General features: G+C 59.3%; 16 protein-coding genes. 7 read left to right on the top strand and 9 right to left on the bottom strand.

The features are described 5' to 3' along the window. Positions 1-52 precede the first annotated feature (52 nt). Entirely contained in the window at positions 53-826 is a 774-nt protein-coding gene (locus tag EC919_RS11895) for a MetQ/NlpA family ABC transporter substrate-binding protein (RefSeq protein ID WP_133774105.1), read from the top strand. 312 nt (positions 827-1,138) lie between these two features. Here EC919_RS11895 and EC919_RS11890 read toward each other — a convergent pair whose 3' ends face one another. Then, positions 1,139-1,771 carry an SCO family protein gene (locus EC919_RS11890; protein WP_133774103.1) on the bottom strand — a complete coding sequence of 211 codons (633 nt, stop codon included), beginning with the start codon at positions 1,769-1,771 and terminating at the stop codon, positions 1,139-1,141. Between the two features lie 150 nt (positions 1,772-1,921). On the opposite strand from EC919_RS11890, the gene EC919_RS11885 reads away from it, so the two are divergent. Further along, a complete protein-coding gene (locus tag EC919_RS11885; RefSeq protein ID WP_133774101.1) occupies positions 1,922-2,572 on the top strand; it encodes a hypothetical protein in 651 nt (216 codons plus the stop codon). Positions 2,573-2,597: 25 nt separating this feature from the next. Here EC919_RS11885 and EC919_RS11880 read toward each other — a convergent pair whose 3' ends face one another. From EC919_RS11880 to EC919_RS11870, 3 genes are all read right to left on the bottom strand, one after another. Next, positions 2,598-4,127 (bottom strand): SulP family inorganic anion transporter, encoded by a 1,530-nt coding sequence (locus EC919_RS11880; protein ID WP_133774099.1) that lies wholly within the window; start codon positions 4,125-4,127, stop codon positions 2,598-2,600. 131 nt (positions 4,128-4,258) lie between these two features. Next, on the bottom strand, positions 4,259-4,924 hold the full coding sequence (locus tag EC919_RS11875; RefSeq protein WP_416148409.1) for a carbonic anhydrase: 666 nt from the start codon (positions 4,922-4,924) through the stop codon (positions 4,259-4,261). Between the two features lie 426 nt (positions 4,925-5,350). Beyond that, the gene (locus tag EC919_RS11870; RefSeq protein WP_133774094.1) at positions 5,351-6,409 is read right to left on the bottom strand and encodes a PA0069 family radical SAM protein; all 1,059 of its coding nucleotides are present in this window, start codon (positions 6,407-6,409) and stop codon (positions 5,351-5,353) included. A 193-nt stretch (positions 6,410-6,602) separates the two neighbouring features. Here EC919_RS11870 and EC919_RS11865 point away from each other — a divergent pair, with 193 nt between their 5' ends. Together EC919_RS11865 and EC919_RS11860 are read left to right on the top strand one after the other, a co-directional pair. After that, the gene (locus EC919_RS11865; RefSeq protein ID WP_133774092.1) at positions 6,603-7,256 is read left to right on the top strand and encodes a dual specificity protein phosphatase family protein; all 654 of its coding nucleotides are present in this window, start codon (positions 6,603-6,605) and stop codon (positions 7,254-7,256) included. Between the two features lie 194 nt (positions 7,257-7,450). Further along, the gene (locus tag EC919_RS11860; RefSeq protein WP_133774090.1) at positions 7,451-9,091 is read left to right on the top strand and encodes a hypothetical protein; all 1,641 of its coding nucleotides are present in this window, start codon (positions 7,451-7,453) and stop codon (positions 9,089-9,091) included. A gap of 64 nt (positions 9,092-9,155) precedes the next feature. Here the strand turns inward: EC919_RS11860 and EC919_RS11855 are convergent, their stop codons facing one another. After that, positions 9,156-9,443, bottom strand: coding sequence for a YheV family putative zinc ribbon protein (locus EC919_RS11855; RefSeq protein WP_133774088.1), 288 nt, complete (start codon positions 9,441-9,443; stop codon positions 9,156-9,158). After that, entirely contained in the window at positions 9,440-11,491 is a 2,052-nt protein-coding gene (prlC, locus tag EC919_RS11850) for an oligopeptidase A (protein WP_133774086.1), read from the bottom strand. The genes EC919_RS11855 and prlC overlap by 4 nt, the downstream gene beginning before the upstream one ends. Before the next feature lie 90 nt (positions 11,492-11,581). On the opposite strand from prlC, the gene EC919_RS11845 reads away from it, so the two are divergent. After that, positions 11,582-12,130: a gamma carbonic anhydrase family protein gene (locus EC919_RS11845; protein ID WP_133774084.1), complete on the top strand. Its 549-nt coding sequence runs from the start codon at positions 11,582-11,584 to the stop codon at positions 12,128-12,130. 8 nt (positions 12,131-12,138) lie between these two features. Next, positions 12,139-12,789, top strand: coding sequence for an HAD family hydrolase (locus tag EC919_RS11840; protein WP_133774082.1), 651 nt, complete (start codon positions 12,139-12,141; stop codon positions 12,787-12,789). Between the two features lie 110 nt (positions 12,790-12,899). Here the strand turns inward: EC919_RS11840 and EC919_RS11835 are convergent, their stop codons facing one another. Continuing rightward, positions 12,900-13,967 carry an aminopeptidase gene (locus EC919_RS11835; RefSeq protein ID WP_133774080.1) on the bottom strand — a complete coding sequence of 356 codons (1,068 nt, stop codon included), beginning with the start codon at positions 13,965-13,967 and terminating at the stop codon, positions 12,900-12,902. Between the two features lie 107 nt (positions 13,968-14,074). On the opposite strand from EC919_RS11835, the gene EC919_RS11830 reads away from it, so the two are divergent. Continuing rightward, the gene (locus tag EC919_RS11830) at positions 14,075-14,491 is read left to right on the top strand and encodes a hypothetical protein (protein WP_133774078.1); all 417 of its coding nucleotides are present in this window, start codon (positions 14,075-14,077) and stop codon (positions 14,489-14,491) included. A 75-nt stretch (positions 14,492-14,566) separates the two neighbouring features. Here the strand turns inward: EC919_RS11830 and EC919_RS11825 are convergent, their stop codons facing one another. Next, the gene (locus EC919_RS11825; protein ID WP_133774077.1) at positions 14,567-14,800 is read right to left on the bottom strand and encodes a DUF1161 domain-containing protein; all 234 of its coding nucleotides are present in this window, start codon (positions 14,798-14,800) and stop codon (positions 14,567-14,569) included. A gap of 131 nt (positions 14,801-14,931) precedes the next feature. Next, complete coding sequence (locus tag EC919_RS11820; protein ID WP_037017022.1) at positions 14,932-15,363, bottom strand: OsmC family protein; 432 nt, start codon at positions 15,361-15,363, stop codon at positions 14,932-14,934. Positions 15,364-15,536 lie beyond the last annotated feature (173 nt).

Genomic DNA, 15,536 nt, shown 5'->3' with positions numbered 1-15,536 from the left:
TCACTGACCGGCAGATGCACGCCACTGCGCGCGCATTTCAGGAGTAGTAGACATGAAGAAGTTGTTGGCTGTATTCGCTGCCGTGGCGGCGCTGTCTGCCCATGCTGATGAAAGCTTGACCGTTGCGGCTTCTGCCGTGCCACACGCCGAGATTCTCGAGTTCGTGAAGCCGATGCTGGCAAAGGAAGGCGTGACCCTGAACGTGAAGGTGTTCAACGATTACATTCAGCCCAACGTGCAGGTCGACCAGAAGCGCATGGACGCCAACTTCTTCCAGCACCAGCCGTATCTCGATGAGTTCAACAAGGGCAAGGGCACGAATCTGGTTAGTGTGGCCAAGGTTCACATCGAGCCGTTTGGCGCCTATTCGGACAAGCTCAAGAGTCTGGCCGAGTTGCCGGATGGCGCCAACGTTGCCATCCCGAATGACGCCACCAACGAGGGCCGTGCCCTGTTGCTGCTGGTCAAGGCCGGCCTGATTACTCTGAAGGATCCGGCCAGCATCACCGCCAAGCCAAGCGACGTGCAGCAAAACCCGAAAAACCTGAAATTCCGCGAGCTGGAAGCGGCGACCCTGCCACGGGTTCTGACGCAGGTGGACCTGGCGCTGATCAATACCAACTACGCGCTGACTGCCAAGCTTGATCCGACCAAGGATGCGCTGATCATTGAAGGGGCAGAGTCGCCTTACGCGAACATCCTCGTGACCCGCGAAGACAACAAGGATGCCCCGGCCATCCAGAAACTGGTCGCCGCGCTGCACAGCCCGGAAACCAAGGCATTCATCGTTGAGAAGTACAAAGGCGCTGTGGTCCCGGCGTTCTGATCAAGCCGGTTACGCGGGCGACGTCGTGGGACGTCGGCTTGCTGGCGAATGCGGTTTTTCAGAGATGGAAATTGCAGCTGGCAAACCGCGTTCGCCAGCAAGCCGGCTCCTACAGATAGTGCACAAGCTCAGATTGATCATCCACCACGACCCCGTGTAGGAGCGCGCTTGCCCGCGAAATGGTCAGTACACCCGATATATCTCTAGCGTCCGTGCCTCAGCCATCGCGGGCAAGCGCGCTCCTACAAAGGCCGCCGTTAGGCATCAAGCGCTCCTGCAATGATCTCGGCGCAAGGCCGGCATTATCAGTGCTTACTTCCTTTCAACCAGCCCCGGCAACTGCGCCACCAGCTTCTGGCCGTTGAGCGGCGCGCGGATGAAACCGCGCTGGGTGCCGTCGGGGCCGAGGAGGGCGAGGTTGCCGCTGTGGTCGACCGTATAGCCCGGCTTGCGGGTGTCCGCCGGGATGTACGGGATGCTCACGGCATTCGCCAGCTTCTGCAGCGTATCGACCGGCGCCCTCAAGCCGAGGAACTGCTTGTCGAAGTAACCCAGGTATTGCTTGAGCTGTTCCGGGGTGTCGCGATCGGGATCAACGCTGACCAGCACGATGCGCAGTTTGCCGACGGCCTCACTGGGCAGCTCGCTTTTGATCTGGCGCAGCTGGGCGAGGGTGGTCGGGCAGATGTCCGGGCAAAAGGTGTAGCCGAAGAACAGCATCGTCCATTTGCCCTTCAATTGGCTCAATGACACGGATTGGCCGTCCTGATCGGTGAGCGAGAGATCCGGCACGTTGCGGCTCTGCGGGAGAAGGATAATCCCTGCGTCGATAAGCGCTGTCTGGTCGCCCTGATCCGGGCCTGACAGCACACGGTAGACGGTCAGGCCAAGGACCAGCGCCACGATGGCCGCAAGGATGAAAACGGTTTTCTGGGTTCGGGTCATGAGTTCAGCCCATAAGTGGTCAACGAGCGCGCGATTATGCACATAAGCATGAAGCTGTTATGACAATTACGTCTTAGCGGCATTTGTGGGCAAGCTAAGGTATGGACTTCCCTATAATGACCGCCTGGTTTCACTGCCTATGGAGCATCCATGAACACCGCCGCATTGCGCGAGCAGATCACCCGAGCTCAGGAACATGAGAACCAATCCGGCCAGCTATCGCGCCAGTTGGAGTCGCAACTTCCTCATCTGCACCCCTCCATTCACTTGCCTGACGTAGACGCGCGAGGCGTACTGACGCGTTTCGTCATTGCCTACATCGGTCAGGTCCCGGACTTGCTGGACGCCGCCCATGACGTCGCGTTGCAGGCGGGCATTGAAAGCCAGATCAGGCCGGTCCTGAAAATCGCCGAGCAATTCTTCACCGCGCCGCCCGCCATCATGGCAGGCCACGAAGGGCTGGACGGGTTGCTGGATGAGGCTTATCTCGCTCACCGGCTGGTGGAAGAAGTGAATGATCTGTACATCAAGCATTTCGGCCAGCCGCTGATACCGATGAACACCACCGTGGCCAGCGTCATCGCCCACCAGCTGATCGGCGAATCGTTCGCCAATCAGCTCGACGAAGTGGTGCATCACGCTATTGATGAAATGCTGGACGACGAGAGCTTCTCGCTGGAGTCGGTGGAGGCGTATCGCGAGCGCCTCGCCAGCCCGGACACCGACGCGGCGTGGAAGCGCTGGCCCAGCCTGTCACGCCAGTTGGGCGTGGGGCTGGAGCTGGAGTGCGGGAAAGACTGATCCCGCACGTCCCCTGACACTGGCTTCAATGCAGCGCCGTCCCTCCGATCGACGTACGCATACGTCCCTCCACGCGACGCTTGAGCAGCCGCTGCTCCAACAGCAAACGCGAGCCCTGCGCTGCATTGGCCCGACCCCATTCTTCCAGCAGCTCAAGGCAGGAATGGTCGATGTAGGTCAGGTTGCCCAACGGCACATGCAGCGTGGTGCCAGGCGGCACGCTTTCCAGCGTCTGCGTCAGGGCCGGCACCTTGAGGAAAGTGGCCGAACCGTTGAGGCGCAGCTCCATTTCGCCTTCGGCAGGCAGGTCGACCAGATTGATCTTCAAGCGCGATGCATTCAGCGCCAGCTTCACCAGAGTCAGGCCAAAGCCGATCAACACGCCCGTCAGCAGATCGGTCAGGACAATCGCGCTGGCCGTCGCGCCGTAGATGAACATCGGCATGCGGCCATAACGTCCCAGCCCTTTGAGCGCCTGAACATTCACCAGCTTCACGCCGGTATAGACCAGTACGCCGGCCAGGCTCGCCACAGGAATGCTCTGCAGCACACTGGACAGCAGCAGCACGAACGCCAGCAGCCACAGACCGTGGAACATCGCCGACAGCCGCGTCTTCGCACCCGCCTGCACGTTGGCCGAGCTGCGCACGATCACGCCGGTCATCGGCAGAGCGCCGACCAGACCGCACAGCATGTTACCCACGCCTTGAGCGCTGAGCTCTTTGTCGAAATCCGAACGCTGTCCGTCATGCATCCGGTCCACCGCCGCCGCCGACAGCAACGTTTCGGCACTGGCAATGAAGGCCACGGCAATCGCCGCGATCAGGATGGCAGGATCCGCCAGATTCAGCAGGTCTGCGGGGCGCAGCCAGTCAATGGCCTCAGCCAGATTGGCCGGGACTTCCACGCGCTTGACCTGCAAGCTCATCACCAGACTCACCACCGTGGCGATACCGACGCCGAGCAACGCGCCCGGCACGAATCGCAGCGCATGGGGACGACGCTTTTCCCACAGCCACATCACTGCGATGGTGCCTAGCCCGAGGAGACCAGCCTGCATGGCACTGCCCATCCCCATCGCACCCATAACGGTCTGCGGGAATGCCACCAGATTGTCCAGCCCGGAAGGCTTGGGCCCGCTGTCGAACATCACATGGACTTGCGAAAGCACGATCAGCACGCCGATGCCCGCCAGCATGCCGTACACCACCGCCGGCGCTGTCACGCGAAACCAGCAGCCGAGCTTCAATCGTCCAGCCAACAGCTGCAATGCGCCGGCAAGCAGCAAAATCGGCCCGAGCATCGCCATGCCATGTTCACGGACCAGCTCGAACACCAGCACCGCCAGACCTGCCGCCGGGCCGCTGACCTGCAGCGGCGAACCGGCCAGCCAGCCCACCACCAGACCGCCGATGATGCCGGTGATCAGACCTTTGGAGGGCGGCATGCCGGAAGCGATGGCGATCCCCATGCACAGCGGCAGGGCCACCAGAAAAACCACCACGGAAGCCAGCAGCTCCCGTGGTAACAACGCTTTCAGATCAGTAGTAGCCATGACGACTCTCCGGAATTCAGACGTGACAACGCCCGGCGGCGCGCGCTGAACGCGGCCGCTACGAGCTTGTATGAGGGTGGAAGCGTCAGGGCCGACGCCGCTGCGCTCAGGCGCAGCGGGTCAGCCGGCGATCAATATCGCCCGCGGGGAATCGACGCCATGGGGACCGGATGGTCGCCATCCAGAGGCAGGAAGCAGTCCTGCTCGGCATCGTAGGCGCGGATTTCGCTGGTTTCGATGTCGTAAACCCAGCCGTGGATGAACAACTGACCACTGGCCAGCTTGGACGCCACGGAAGGGTGCGTACGCAGGTGTTGCAGCTGCGCGATAACGTTTTCTTCGGTGAGCACGTGCATGGTTTCGTGCTCACTGCTGCAGCTGCAGTTGTCCTGCACAACGGTCTTGGCGACCTCGGCGTGACGCAGCCAGGCTTTGACCGTCGGCATTTTTTCGAGGGTGTCGGGGTTGAGCACGGCGCGCATGGCCCCGCAATCCGAGTGGCCACACACGATGATGTGCTGCACGCCCAAGGCCAGAACGGCGTATTCAATCGCGGTAGAAACGCCGCCATTCATAGGGCCATAAGGCGGAACGACGTTGCCCACGTTACGGGTAACGAACAGGTCGCCTGGTGAGCTTTGGGTGATGAGTTCCGGGACGATGCGCGAGTCGGCGCAGGTAATGAACATGGCCCGGGGATGTTGGGCGGTGGCGAGTTTCTTGAACAGTTCTTCCTGCTGAGGGAAGACGTCATGGCGGAATTGCTTGAAGCCATCAACGATCTGCTTCAGCGCCATTTCGGCGGTTTCCACCTGAGGCGTTACGCCTATGGTTGCAGCCTGAGGCTGCTTATCCTGGTCACTCATGTTTCATCCTCTCTGACGGATTTAAGTGAATTTTCCGGCGAATCCCGTGGATGACCCACTTTTTTTGGTCTTCGTGCGACTCTTCCTACAAGACCAATCGGCCACTTCCGACTCACCTTAACGGCGCAAACTTAATTGAAACTGAATGCGTGGCTCTAGATCGCGGGTCTTGCGTTAGAAAATCTAAATCGCAAGCTGGCGCCGAACGCTGTAGGAGCACACTTGCCCTCGAACGCTTGCTGTCGGTCGCCATTTTTTATACTGAAAGACCGCAATCGCGGGCAAGCGCGCTCCTACAATGACAACGCGTCTTACGCGGCAAGATCAGCAATCTCGCGCTGTAAGACGCCGCCCGAGTCACAACAGCGACATCTGCCCCCCGGGCGGGCAAAACGCGCTGCAGTCCAGCTGGAAACTTTCCCGCCGGTTCAAGCCGTGCTTCTTGATGGCGAGGCTGTAACGCTGGGCCAGCAGTTCGGCAAAGACTCCCTCACCACGCATTCGCGAGCCAAAGCGGCTGTCGTACACCTCGCCGCCGCGGCTCTGTCGTACCAGGCTCATCACATGCTCGGCCCTTTGCGGATAATGCGCCTGGAGCCACTCTTCGAACAACGGGGCAACCTCCAGCGGCAGGCGCAGCATCACATAGCTCGCGCTCAACGCCCCGGCGGCCTTGGCCTCGGCCATCAGCTTCTCCAACTCCATGTCATTGATCATCGGAATCATCGGCGCCAGCAAAACGCCCACCGGCACGCCGGCATCGCGCAACACCCGTATGGCCCGCAGCCTGGCCTTGGGCGCGGCAGCCCGGGGTTCAAGGATGCGCTTGAGCTCGTCGTCCAGCGTCGTGAGGCTGATGAACACCGACACCAGCCGCAACTTCGCCAGCTCGGCCAGCAAATCCAGATCCCGAAGAATCAGTGAGCCTTTGGTGATGATCGTCACCGGATGGCGATAGCGCAGCAGCACTTCCAGCGTCGCCCGGCTCAATGTGTATTCGCGCTCGATGGGTTGATACGGATCAGTGTTCGCGCCGAGGGTGATCGGCGCAACGCTGTAGCCTGGTTTGGACAGCTGCTGCTCCAGAAGAGCTGCGGCGTTGGTTTTAGCAATGAGTTTGGTCTCGAAGTCCAGCCCGGGCGACATGTCCCAATAGGCGTGGCTCGGTCTGGCGTAGCAATAAATACAACCGTGCTCGCATCCCCGGTAAGGATTGATCGAGCGGTCGAAAGGAATGTCGGGCGATGAGTTGCGCGCGATGATGCTCTTGGCCGTTTCCAACGTAACGGTAGTGCCTTGGGTCAGCGGCACTTCCTGATACCAGCCGTCGTCCTCGGCCACGGATCGGTTGGGCGCAAAGCGGTTATGCGGATTGGTCGCGGTACCGCGCCCACGCGGGGGCAACTGAATGGACATGACGGCTCCTCGGTAACTGGTTATGCATACAGTATCGCGAAACGCACATGCCCTTCACGCGCAGATCCGGAAAAACACCCAGGCACCGATCAATGGCTTTCACCAACTTTTGACACGCGCCTCACAGCGCCTTGACCCTGGGCAGCGAAAACTTGCCCCACGATAAATGGCTGATTTTCACGGTACGTCTTCCATGCGCTTTCGCCCGCTCGCTGCTCAACTCATCCTGCTGCTGGCCGTGTCATCTGCTCCTCTCGCTCACGCCGAGGATGTGTCGCCGGCACAATCGTCACGCCCGGCGCAATGGGCGCAGCTCGTCGACCCGCACTACAACCTTTACCAGATCACGCCGACGCTTTACCGCAGTCGCCAGCCTGACGCTGCTGCTCAGCCGCTTTTGCAGCAGCTCGGCGTGCGCACAGTGATCAACTTCCTAAAAGAAAGTGACAGCAAATGGCTGTCCGACGCCTCCGTGCAGCAGGTACAGATTCCGCTGCAGGTGGTGCACATCGACGACGCCGATGTGATCGAAAGCCTCCGTGCCATCCAAACCGCGCAGCAAAACGGGCCGGTGCTGATTCATTGCAAACACGGCCTGGACCGGACCGGTCTGGTGGCAGCGATGTACCGAATCGTCGCCCAGGGCTGGAGCAAACAGGCAGCGCTGGATGAGATGGAGCACGGCGGTTATGGCGACGAAGACAGTCTCAAGCGCGGGATTGCCTACATCAATAATGTCGATGTGGCGGCGCTGAAGTCGGCGATGGACAGCGGTGCGTGCAGCACCAGCGTGTTTGCCCTTTGTGCGATCAAAGGCTGGTCGCACAAAGTAGGCATGATCAATTAAGGGGATCGGTGTCATCGTTGTCTTGCCAATCGATCCAGTCCCCTTGCTCGAAAAATCCCTCGCATTTTGCAACATAGCCTTCTGGCGGTAGGGTGGCGCTGACACAAAATACAACTACTACTAAGCACATGCCGATATTGGCATGGATGCATTTAAAGCCTACCGGAAACACCCTATCGAAAAGGATTTCGACAATGACGTTCAATTACACACGGATTGCCCTGGCGGCACTTTTTGGCATAGCCACACTCAAGGCACACGCGACTACGCTCGACTCTCGGAATAACCCATTCAATGAATACAGTTGGGTCACCACCCACAATTCCTATGAAAAGATCAATCAAAACCTGAAGGAGATGCCGAGCCAACTCAACGATGGCGTCAGGGGTTTCATGCTTGATCTTTATGTAGAAAACACAAATCCTCGCCCCGAAGAACGCATCAAAGTGTGCCATAAGCAAATGGCCTGCTACGGGCCGTTATCCAATCACTTGAAAACAGAATTTCTGCCTTTCCTGCAACGGAATCCAAGTGAGGTCGTCACGCTGTTCCTCGAAACCTACGTCAACCGGGAACACCTGCAGGAGGTATTCAATACTCTGCCGGAACTCGCGAGCGTTTCATTCGACCCGGCAAACTTCGCTGCGGATCGGTGGCCAACGCTCAACCAAATGGCGGCACGTAATAACCGTCTTATCCTGTTGGCGGACAAACGTGAGGTCGCAGGCGACTACTGGGTCCAGGGCAAAAAGATCACGGTTATGTTTGATCAGGATTGGATTGTGCAGAACAAGTGGGACACCCTGGGGAACGTTGCCAGCAGCATTGAAAGTACTCACGACTGGTCTTGCCCCACGCGCTGGGGTGGGTTGCCGCTCAACGCTGAAAAGGTAGCCGCCTCGACGGATAAGCAGTGGAAACGGTTGTTCCTCATGAATCAGTTTCACCCGGGCACATCTACCGTCTTCGACTCGGCCAGCTACGACAACAACCTGACTTACCTCAAGCGCCGCCAGGACAACTGTGGTGTTGTCCCCAACTACGTTGGTATCAACAATTACAAAAGCGGTGAGGCGGAGCGTTATACCGCTGCGCTCAACAACGGCGGCATCTTTCTGCATGAAGGTCGAAATGCAAGCCGGTCACAAGACATTGTCTGCGTGATACCTGTCAGTACCGGGGTGGTCAATCGCAAGGCCAACGGTTGTGAAAACGATGAGGCGAGGTCGATGTCCTTGTCGGGTGTTGCCAGTGGAACCCGCATTCAGTTGTTCGACAGTGGCAGTGGCAATACCCAGGACGACCACATTACTATCGACGTGAAGCGCAACATTGGCATTGGCGAGCGTGTAGTCATTCCGAGTTTCGAGTCCGACGCGAGCAACAGCGATTACCAAGCCGTTTATAACCGCAACAACGGGCTTGATGGCAAGACGTCGCGCATTGTCATCAGCCGGACACCCACCGATTTTTCCGATGCATCGGTGGCGTTCTACGAGGGCACCCATGCCAGTCAGAACCTGGATTGCGTGATTCCTTTCAGCTCCAGTTACAACATGAAGATGAAGAGCAATAGCTTTGGCTGCTCCAATGACGAAATCCAGTCTGCCAGAATCCTCAAGGCCAAAGCGGGCACGTCTTTAACGCTCACGGGCCATCCCCAAGGTAATTTCAGCGAGGGGCGGACGACTGTGGAGGTTCTGCGCGACATTACCCTTCCCGTCGTCATCCCGAGCTTCAACAGCAGCTATTCAAACAGCGACGTTAAGGTGACGAACTACACCAGGGCCATCGGTGGCAAAATCTCTTTCGCCTATATCAACGGCACACGGTAATCCACAAACGCTACAAAAAAGGGATACCCACGGCGGGCATCCCTTTTTTTTATCCGGGATCACGTCAGCTCGGATCAACCGGCTTCTTCAGCTTCGGATTCGGGAAGAACTGCACGCCCTGCACCTTCGGATCGGCCGGCTTCACCACAGGCTTGTTCACCCGTGTGCCCAGTTCTGTCGGGATCGATTGCCCCTGCGCATTGAGGGTGTCGGAATAACCGCAGTGCACGCATTCGCGGTGCGGCACGTCGTCTTCGTTCCACATCATCAACTTGTCAGGCTCGCTGCACGCCGGGCAGACCGCCCCGGCGATGAAGCGCTTCTTGGTAATCACCCGCGGTGACTCGGTCATGCTGCCGCTTCCTCACTCAAGCCCGAATGGCGCAAGAGTGCGTCAATCGACGGCTCGCGTCCGCGGAAGTCGACGAACAGCACCATCGGCGCCTGGGACCCGCCGCGCGCCAGAATGGCCTCACGGAACGCACGGCCAGTCTGCTCGTTAAACACGCCTTCTTCCTCAAACTTCGAGAACGCATCGGCAGAGAGCACTTCGGCCCATTTGTAGCTGTAATAGCCCGCTGCATAACCGCCGGCAAAGATGTGCGCGAAGCTGTTCGGGAAGCGGTTGTAGGCAGGCGGGCGCATCACCGACACCTCGTCACGCACGCCCTCGAGCACTTGCAGCGTGGTGCGGCCGTCGCCGTGTGTGGCGTGCAGCTCGAAGTCGAACAGCGAGAACTCCAGCTGACGGACCATCATCAGCCCGGACTGGAAATTCTTTGCGGCCAGCATTTTCTCCAGCAGGTCCTGGGGCAGCGGCTCGCCGGTTTCGTAATGGCCGGAGATCAGCGCGAGGCCTTCCGGCTCCCAGCACCAGTTTTCCATGAACTGGCTCGGCAGCTCGACCGCATCCCACGCCACGCCATTGATGCCGGACGCGCCCGCGTGTTCGACGCGGGTCAGCAGGTGGTGCAGGCCGTGGCCGAATTCATGGAACAGGGTGGTGACTTCGTCGTGGGTGAGCAGCGCAGGCTTGCCGCTGACCGCCGGGGTAAAGTTACAGACCAGATTGGCCACCGGGCTTTGCAGCGTGCCTTCCGCGGTGCGACGACGATCGCGGGCGCCGTCCATCCACGCACCGCCACGCTTGTTGGCGCGGGCGTAGAGATCAAAGAAGAAGCGGCCGACGTGCTGGCCGTTTTCCTTGATTTCAAACAGGCGAACGTCCGGGTGCCAGGTATCGAAGCCTTTCTGCTCGGCGATTTCGATGCCGTACAGTTTTTGTACGATCGCGAACAGACCGGTCAGCACTTTGTCGACCGGGAAATAGGCGCGCAGGGCTTCCTGGGAAACGCTGTAGCGCTGCTCGCGCAGCTTCTCGCCATAGAAACCGCTGTCCCAGCTTTGCAGGTCCGGGCAGCCTTGCTCGGCGGCATAGGCTTTCAACTGCTGCAAGTCCTGAACGGCAAACGGCTTGCTGCGCTTGGCCAAATCACGCAGGAAGCTGAGAACGTGATCGCTGGACTCGGCCATCTTGGTGGCCAGGCTCAGCTCGGAGAAGCTGGCAAAACCCAGCAGCTTGGCCAGTTCCTGACGCAGATCGAGAATCTGCTCCATGATCGGGCCATTGTCGTTCTTGCCTGCATTCGGGCCCTGGTCAGACGCGCGGGTGCAATACGCCGCGTAGACTTCCTCACGCAGCGCGCGGTCTTCAGCGTAGGTCATGACGGCGTAGTAGCTCGGGAACTCGAGCGTGATCAGGTAGCCTTCCAGGTCTTTCGCCTGGGCAGCGGCGGCCATTTGCGCCTTGGCCGAATCGGTCAGGCCGGCGAGGGCCGCTTCGTCAGTGACGTGCTTGCTCCAGGCCTGGGTCGCATCGAGCAACTGGTTAGAGAACTGGCTGCCCAGCTCGGACAGCTTGCTCTGCACTTCGGCGTAGCGCTTTTGTTGTTCCGGCGGCAGATCAATGCCCGACAGACGGAAGTCGCGCAGTGATTGCTCAAGAATGGTCTTCTGTGCGACGTCGAAATTCGCTGCTTCCGGGCTATTGGCCAGGGCTTCGAAGGCCTGGAACAGCTCGCGGTTCTGACCCATTTCTGTCGAATACGCGCTCAGCGCCGGCAGGCAAGACTCATAGGCCTCGCGCAGTTCCGGACTGTTGCATACGGCGTTCAAATGGCTGACCGGGCTCCAGGCGGCGCCCAGGCGAGCATTGAGTTCGTCCATCGCCAGCACCAGGCCCGCCCATGTAGGCTGCGAACCTTGCTTGGCGAGGATGTCGGCAATCGCGGCGCGGTTGTCGGCGAGAATCTGTTCGATGGCAGGTTTTACATGCTCGGCGCGAATCGCCGAGAAAGGTGGCAGGTCGTAGGATTGCAACAGAGGGTTGTTCGCGCTCACGGTTTGGCACCTTGGCTAAAAGAAACACCCACGCATCTTAATTACAATCGGCGCCGACCGCAGCTATCGGCGCCAGAGAAGGAGCCTATCGTGGCCATTCGCACGTTCCAGAACCACACCCCGACCCTTGGCGAGCGGGCGTTTGTCGATCATTCGGCGGTTGTGATCGGCGATGTCGAAATCGGCGCAGACAGTTCGGTCTGGCCGCTGAGCGTGATCCGTGGCGATATGCACCGCATCCGCATCGGCGCGCGCACCAGCGTGCAGGACGGCAGCGTGCTGCACATCACCCACGCCGGGCCGTTCAACCCGGACGGTTTTCCGCTGCTGATCGGCGATGAAGTGACCATCGGCCACAAGGTCATGCTGCACGGCTGCGCCGTCGGCAATCGCATTCTGATCGGCATGGGTACTACGATCATGGACGGTGCGGTGGTGGAGGACGAGGTGATCATCGGCGCGGGGAGTCTGGTGCCGCCCGGCAAACGCCTCGAGAGCGGGTTTCTCTACGTCGGACGTCCGGTGAAGCAGATGCGCCCGCTGACCGAGAAAGAGATCGCCTTCTTCCCCTACAGCGCGACCAATTACGTGAAGCTGAAGGACCAGCACCTGGCTGAAGGCTTCGACAAACCCTGCTGAGAGCACACATGCATTATCAGAATATTCTGTTCGACCTGGACGGCACCCTGACCGATCCGCGCGAAGGCATCACCCGTTCCATCCAGTTTGCCTTGAGCAAGCTGGGCATCGATGAACCCGACATCACTCAGCTTGAGCACTTCATCGGCCCGCCGCTGTTGCAGCAATTCATGCGTGCCTACGACTTCGACGAAGCGAAGGCCTGGGACGCTGTGGGCTTTTACCGCGAGCGTTTCAAGGTCACGGGCCTTTACGAGAATCTGGTGTTCGACGGCATTTTCGAACTGCTGGACATGCTGTCGGATCAGGGTCGGACGCTGTTCATCGCGACATCCAAGCCTTGGGTGTTCGCCCATGAAATCGCCCGACATTTCGACTTCGCGCGCCATTTCAAGGTGATCTACGGCAGCGAGCTGGACGGCACCCGCACTGACAAGGTCGAGCTGATCCGCCACTTGCTGGAGGAGGAGCAGCTCGACCCGAAACAGACGCTGATGATCGGCGACCGTAAACACGATCTGATTGGCGGCAAGCGCAACGGGTTGGACGTCGCGGCGGTGGGGTATGGGTTTGGCAGTCGCGAGGAGCTGGAAGCCGAGGCGCCGACGTATCTTTTTGATTCGGTGAGCGCGCTGCACCGGGCATTTCTCAAAAGCTAAGGGCATTCAATCTGTAGGAGCGCGCTTGCCCGCGAAAGCACCGGGTCAGCTAAGAATTAATCGACTGACACTCCGTTTTTGCGGGCAAGCGCGCTCCCACACGTCCGACGTCATGCAGATAGCTTAGCAAGCCGCTCCAACGCCGCCTTGCGTTCATCTTTGGGCAATCCGCCCAGCTTTTCCACCGCCGAATAGAACGCAGGCCAATCGCCGTTGACCTGCCTGAACAACGCTTCAAACGCTGGCACCCACTGATCGTACAGACCAATGGGCAGCAGGCGTGCGTTGTTCATCGGTGCATACACCCAGCCGTCGAAACGCTTGTCGCCGCCCCATTGGCTGTCACGCAGCTGCCGATACTCGCTGCGCAGACGGTCGAACTCGGCCGCCTTACGTTCGCGCATCACCTGCGGACTCAGCGGCTCCGCGTACAGCGCTTTCAGCCGATCCCGGGTGTCGAGGGCCAGTTGGGTGAGCTGATCGCGTCGACGCGCCTCCGAAGACCCACCTTGCGCAGGCAGACCGCGCGCCGCGCGCCACTGACGTGTGCCTTCCTGCTCCACGAAGCTGGCGTAGGACTCGTTGAACTCGCTGTCGTCCTTCACGTAAAACCGCTGGTGCGCCAGCTCATGGAAGATCAGCGTGGCCAGTCGCTCATCGCCCCAGTTCATCATCGAGCTGATGATCGGGTCATCGAACCAGCCGAGCGTCGAGTACGCCTCCACGCCGCTCACATACACGTCCTTGCCCTCAAGCTTCTGCACCGCCGCATCCCCGCGCGCCGCGCCCTGGGCGTAATAACCGCGATAGGCCACGCACCCGGCGATCGGGAAACAGTGGGTGACAGGATCAAGGGAGAATTCGCCCGTCGCAAAGACATTCCAGACGACAAACGGGCGATGGATGTCAGCGTAAAGGCGGTAGCTGCGGTTGTCGGGTAGATGCAGATGCTCGGTCGCAAACGTACGCGCCTGCTGTGATTTGCGCAGATGATCGCGCAGCTTGGGGTCGCGATTCGGGTCTGCGATGACGTCGGTAACCGGCTCCCGCGCCCGCAACAGGGCCATTTGGCCCCTGGCCAGTTGCGAGTAATAGGAAAGACTGGAACAGCCGCCGAGGAGTAAAGTCGCCAGCACCGGCAGGCCACGTTGCAGCCAGGCCTTTTTCGATCGAATCATGCAGCAGCCTTAACGTCGATATTCATGAAGTGCAAACATCAGCGTTATGCCGGACAGCTCGCCTCTGACGCAACCATCATAACCATTTGCCTACTGCGGAGTTTGTCATGCGCTTGCCTGTGTCCATCGTTGCCCTGAGTCTTCTGGCCGGATGCGCGGGGCCGTTGCCTGCGGTTGATTCCCAGCAGGCATGGGTCGACCTGCATACGTTCACCGGTAAAACCCTGATGGCCGACAAGCTGGATGGCGTGCGCACCGACGACGGTCGCTTCTTTCAGGTCACGCCCGGCAAGCACACGCTCGAAGTGCGGTATGACTACGACTACGCGCCCGGCGCGATGGGCCTGTCGATGGACATCTACAACGAGCGAACCTGCTACGTGACGATCAACTACGACCGCTTCGAGGCCGGCCACCGCTATCGGCTGGATGTGCGCAATATTACCAACAGCATCGACGCGCAGTTGCGGGACGAGCAACGCAACGTGCTCGCGGAGGAGGGGAACATCTTCTGCATTCCGTGACGCGTGATCTCTGCTTCAGCGCGCACAAGAGATGGCTTAGGCAAGGCCCACGAGATACTTCAGCTCACGCCCGGACTAGCGACCGTTATTCTGGTAGATGATTTTTTTCGTGTCGTTTTCGCAGGTACCGACGACCATAGTCTGGTCGGTGACATCTTTATTGGCCACGATCTCCAACGTATATGAGCTGACGCTCTGAGACTGAATCTTCGTTTCGATTTCGGCTTTAAGCTCTTCACATGGCTTGGGTGCAGCGAAAGCGCTGGTGCTCAGTGCTCCGAGAATCAGGATTGCGGCGATACGTTTCATGTTCGACTCCTTCGACACCGTGCGATACGCATCGGCCTTGCATGTGACCGTGGGGGCGCACGCCGGTTCTGGCGCGTCCATAACGAAGATGGCCCGCAATTGCGGGCCATCGAGTGCAACAGTAACGTGAATCAGCTCACGAGAGTGGCATCGAGCGTGATCTTGGCGTTCAGCACTTTCGAAACCGGGCAGCCTTCCTTCGCATCGTTCGTCAGCTTCTCGAACTGTTCCTGGGTTGCGCCAGGGATCTTGGCTTTCAGTGTCAGGTGCACTGCAGTGATCGCGAAACCGCCATCGACTTGATCCAGGGTGACGTCAGCGGTGGTGTCGATGCTGTCGGCTTTCAGGTTTGCATTGCCGAGGATCATCGACAGTGCCATCGAGAAGCAGCCAGCGTGGGCTGCGCCGATCAGTTCTTCCGGGTTAGTCCCCTTGCCGCCTTCGAAACGGGCCTTGAAGCCGTACGGCGCTTCACGCAGGACGCCGGTTTCAGTAGAGATGCTGCCGATACCCGACTTCAGGTCACCTTCCCAGTGGGCGGATGCTTTCTTGACGATGCTCATGGTGTCTCCTCATGAAAAAGTGCGATTTGGCTCGCACGCGGACCAAAGTTCTGAGGAGTGTAGGCCGGACTTAGTTCAACGCTTATGTCGCCTGTGCTTTTTTACGAGTAGCCGCAACGTTAAATCCGACCAAATTAGTAGGAAATTTCACCTTACCCATTGCAACTCTGAAA

The sequence above is a fragment of the Pseudomonas graminis genome (genome assembly GCF_004364335.1).
GTDB classification, from domain to species: domain Bacteria; phylum Pseudomonadota; class Gammaproteobacteria; order Pseudomonadales; family Pseudomonadaceae; genus Aquipseudomonas; species Aquipseudomonas graminis_D.
The sequence above is the reverse complement of the archived record's forward strand: the minus strand, read 5'-3'. Positions and strand labels throughout refer to the sequence as shown.

What these genes read in the sequence shown, in the direction of transcription:
- EC919_RS11820 (WP_037017022.1), bottom strand. Translation starts at nt 15,363, where the DNA reads ATGAGCATCGTCAAGAAAGCATCCGCCCACTGGGAAGGTGACCTGAAG.
- EC919_RS11825 (WP_133774077.1), bottom strand. Translation starts at nt 14,800, where the DNA reads ATGAAACGTATCGCCGCAATCCTGATTCTCGGAGCACTGAGCACCAGC.
- EC919_RS11865 (WP_133774092.1), top strand. Translation starts at nt 6,603, where the DNA reads ATGCGCTTTCGCCCGCTCGCTGCTCAACTCATCCTGCTGCTGGCCGTG.
- EC919_RS11830 (WP_133774078.1), top strand. Translation starts at nt 14,075, where the DNA reads ATGCGCTTGCCTGTGTCCATCGTTGCCCTGAGTCTTCTGGCCGGATGC.
- EC919_RS11835 (WP_133774080.1), bottom strand. Translation starts at nt 13,967, where the DNA reads ATGATTCGATCGAAAAAGGCCTGGCTGCAACGTGGCCTGCCGGTGCTG.
- EC919_RS11880 (WP_133774099.1), bottom strand. Translation starts at nt 4,127, where the DNA reads ATGGCTACTACTGATCTGAAAGCGTTGTTACCACGGGAGCTGCTGGCT.
- EC919_RS11840 (WP_133774082.1), top strand. Translation starts at nt 12,139, where the DNA reads ATGCATTATCAGAATATTCTGTTCGACCTGGACGGCACCCTGACCGAT.
- EC919_RS11860 (WP_133774090.1), top strand. Translation starts at nt 7,451, where the DNA reads ATGACGTTCAATTACACACGGATTGCCCTGGCGGCACTTTTTGGCATA.
- EC919_RS11875 (WP_416148409.1), bottom strand. Translation starts at nt 4,924, where the DNA reads ATGGCGCTGAAGCAGATCGTTGATGGCTTCAAGCAATTCCGCCATGAC.
- EC919_RS11890 (WP_133774103.1), bottom strand. Translation starts at nt 1,771, where the DNA reads ATGACCCGAACCCAGAAAACCGTTTTCATCCTTGCGGCCATCGTGGCG.
- EC919_RS11895 (WP_133774105.1), top strand. Translation starts at nt 53, where the DNA reads ATGAAGAAGTTGTTGGCTGTATTCGCTGCCGTGGCGGCGCTGTCTGCC.
- EC919_RS11885 (WP_133774101.1), top strand. Translation starts at nt 1,922, where the DNA reads ATGAACACCGCCGCATTGCGCGAGCAGATCACCCGAGCTCAGGAACAT.
- EC919_RS11855 (WP_133774088.1), bottom strand. Translation starts at nt 9,443, where the DNA reads ATGACCGAGTCACCGCGGGTGATTACCAAGAAGCGCTTCATCGCCGGG.
- EC919_RS11870 (WP_133774094.1), bottom strand. Translation starts at nt 6,409, where the DNA reads ATGTCCATTCAGTTGCCCCCGCGTGGGCGCGGTACCGCGACCAATCCG.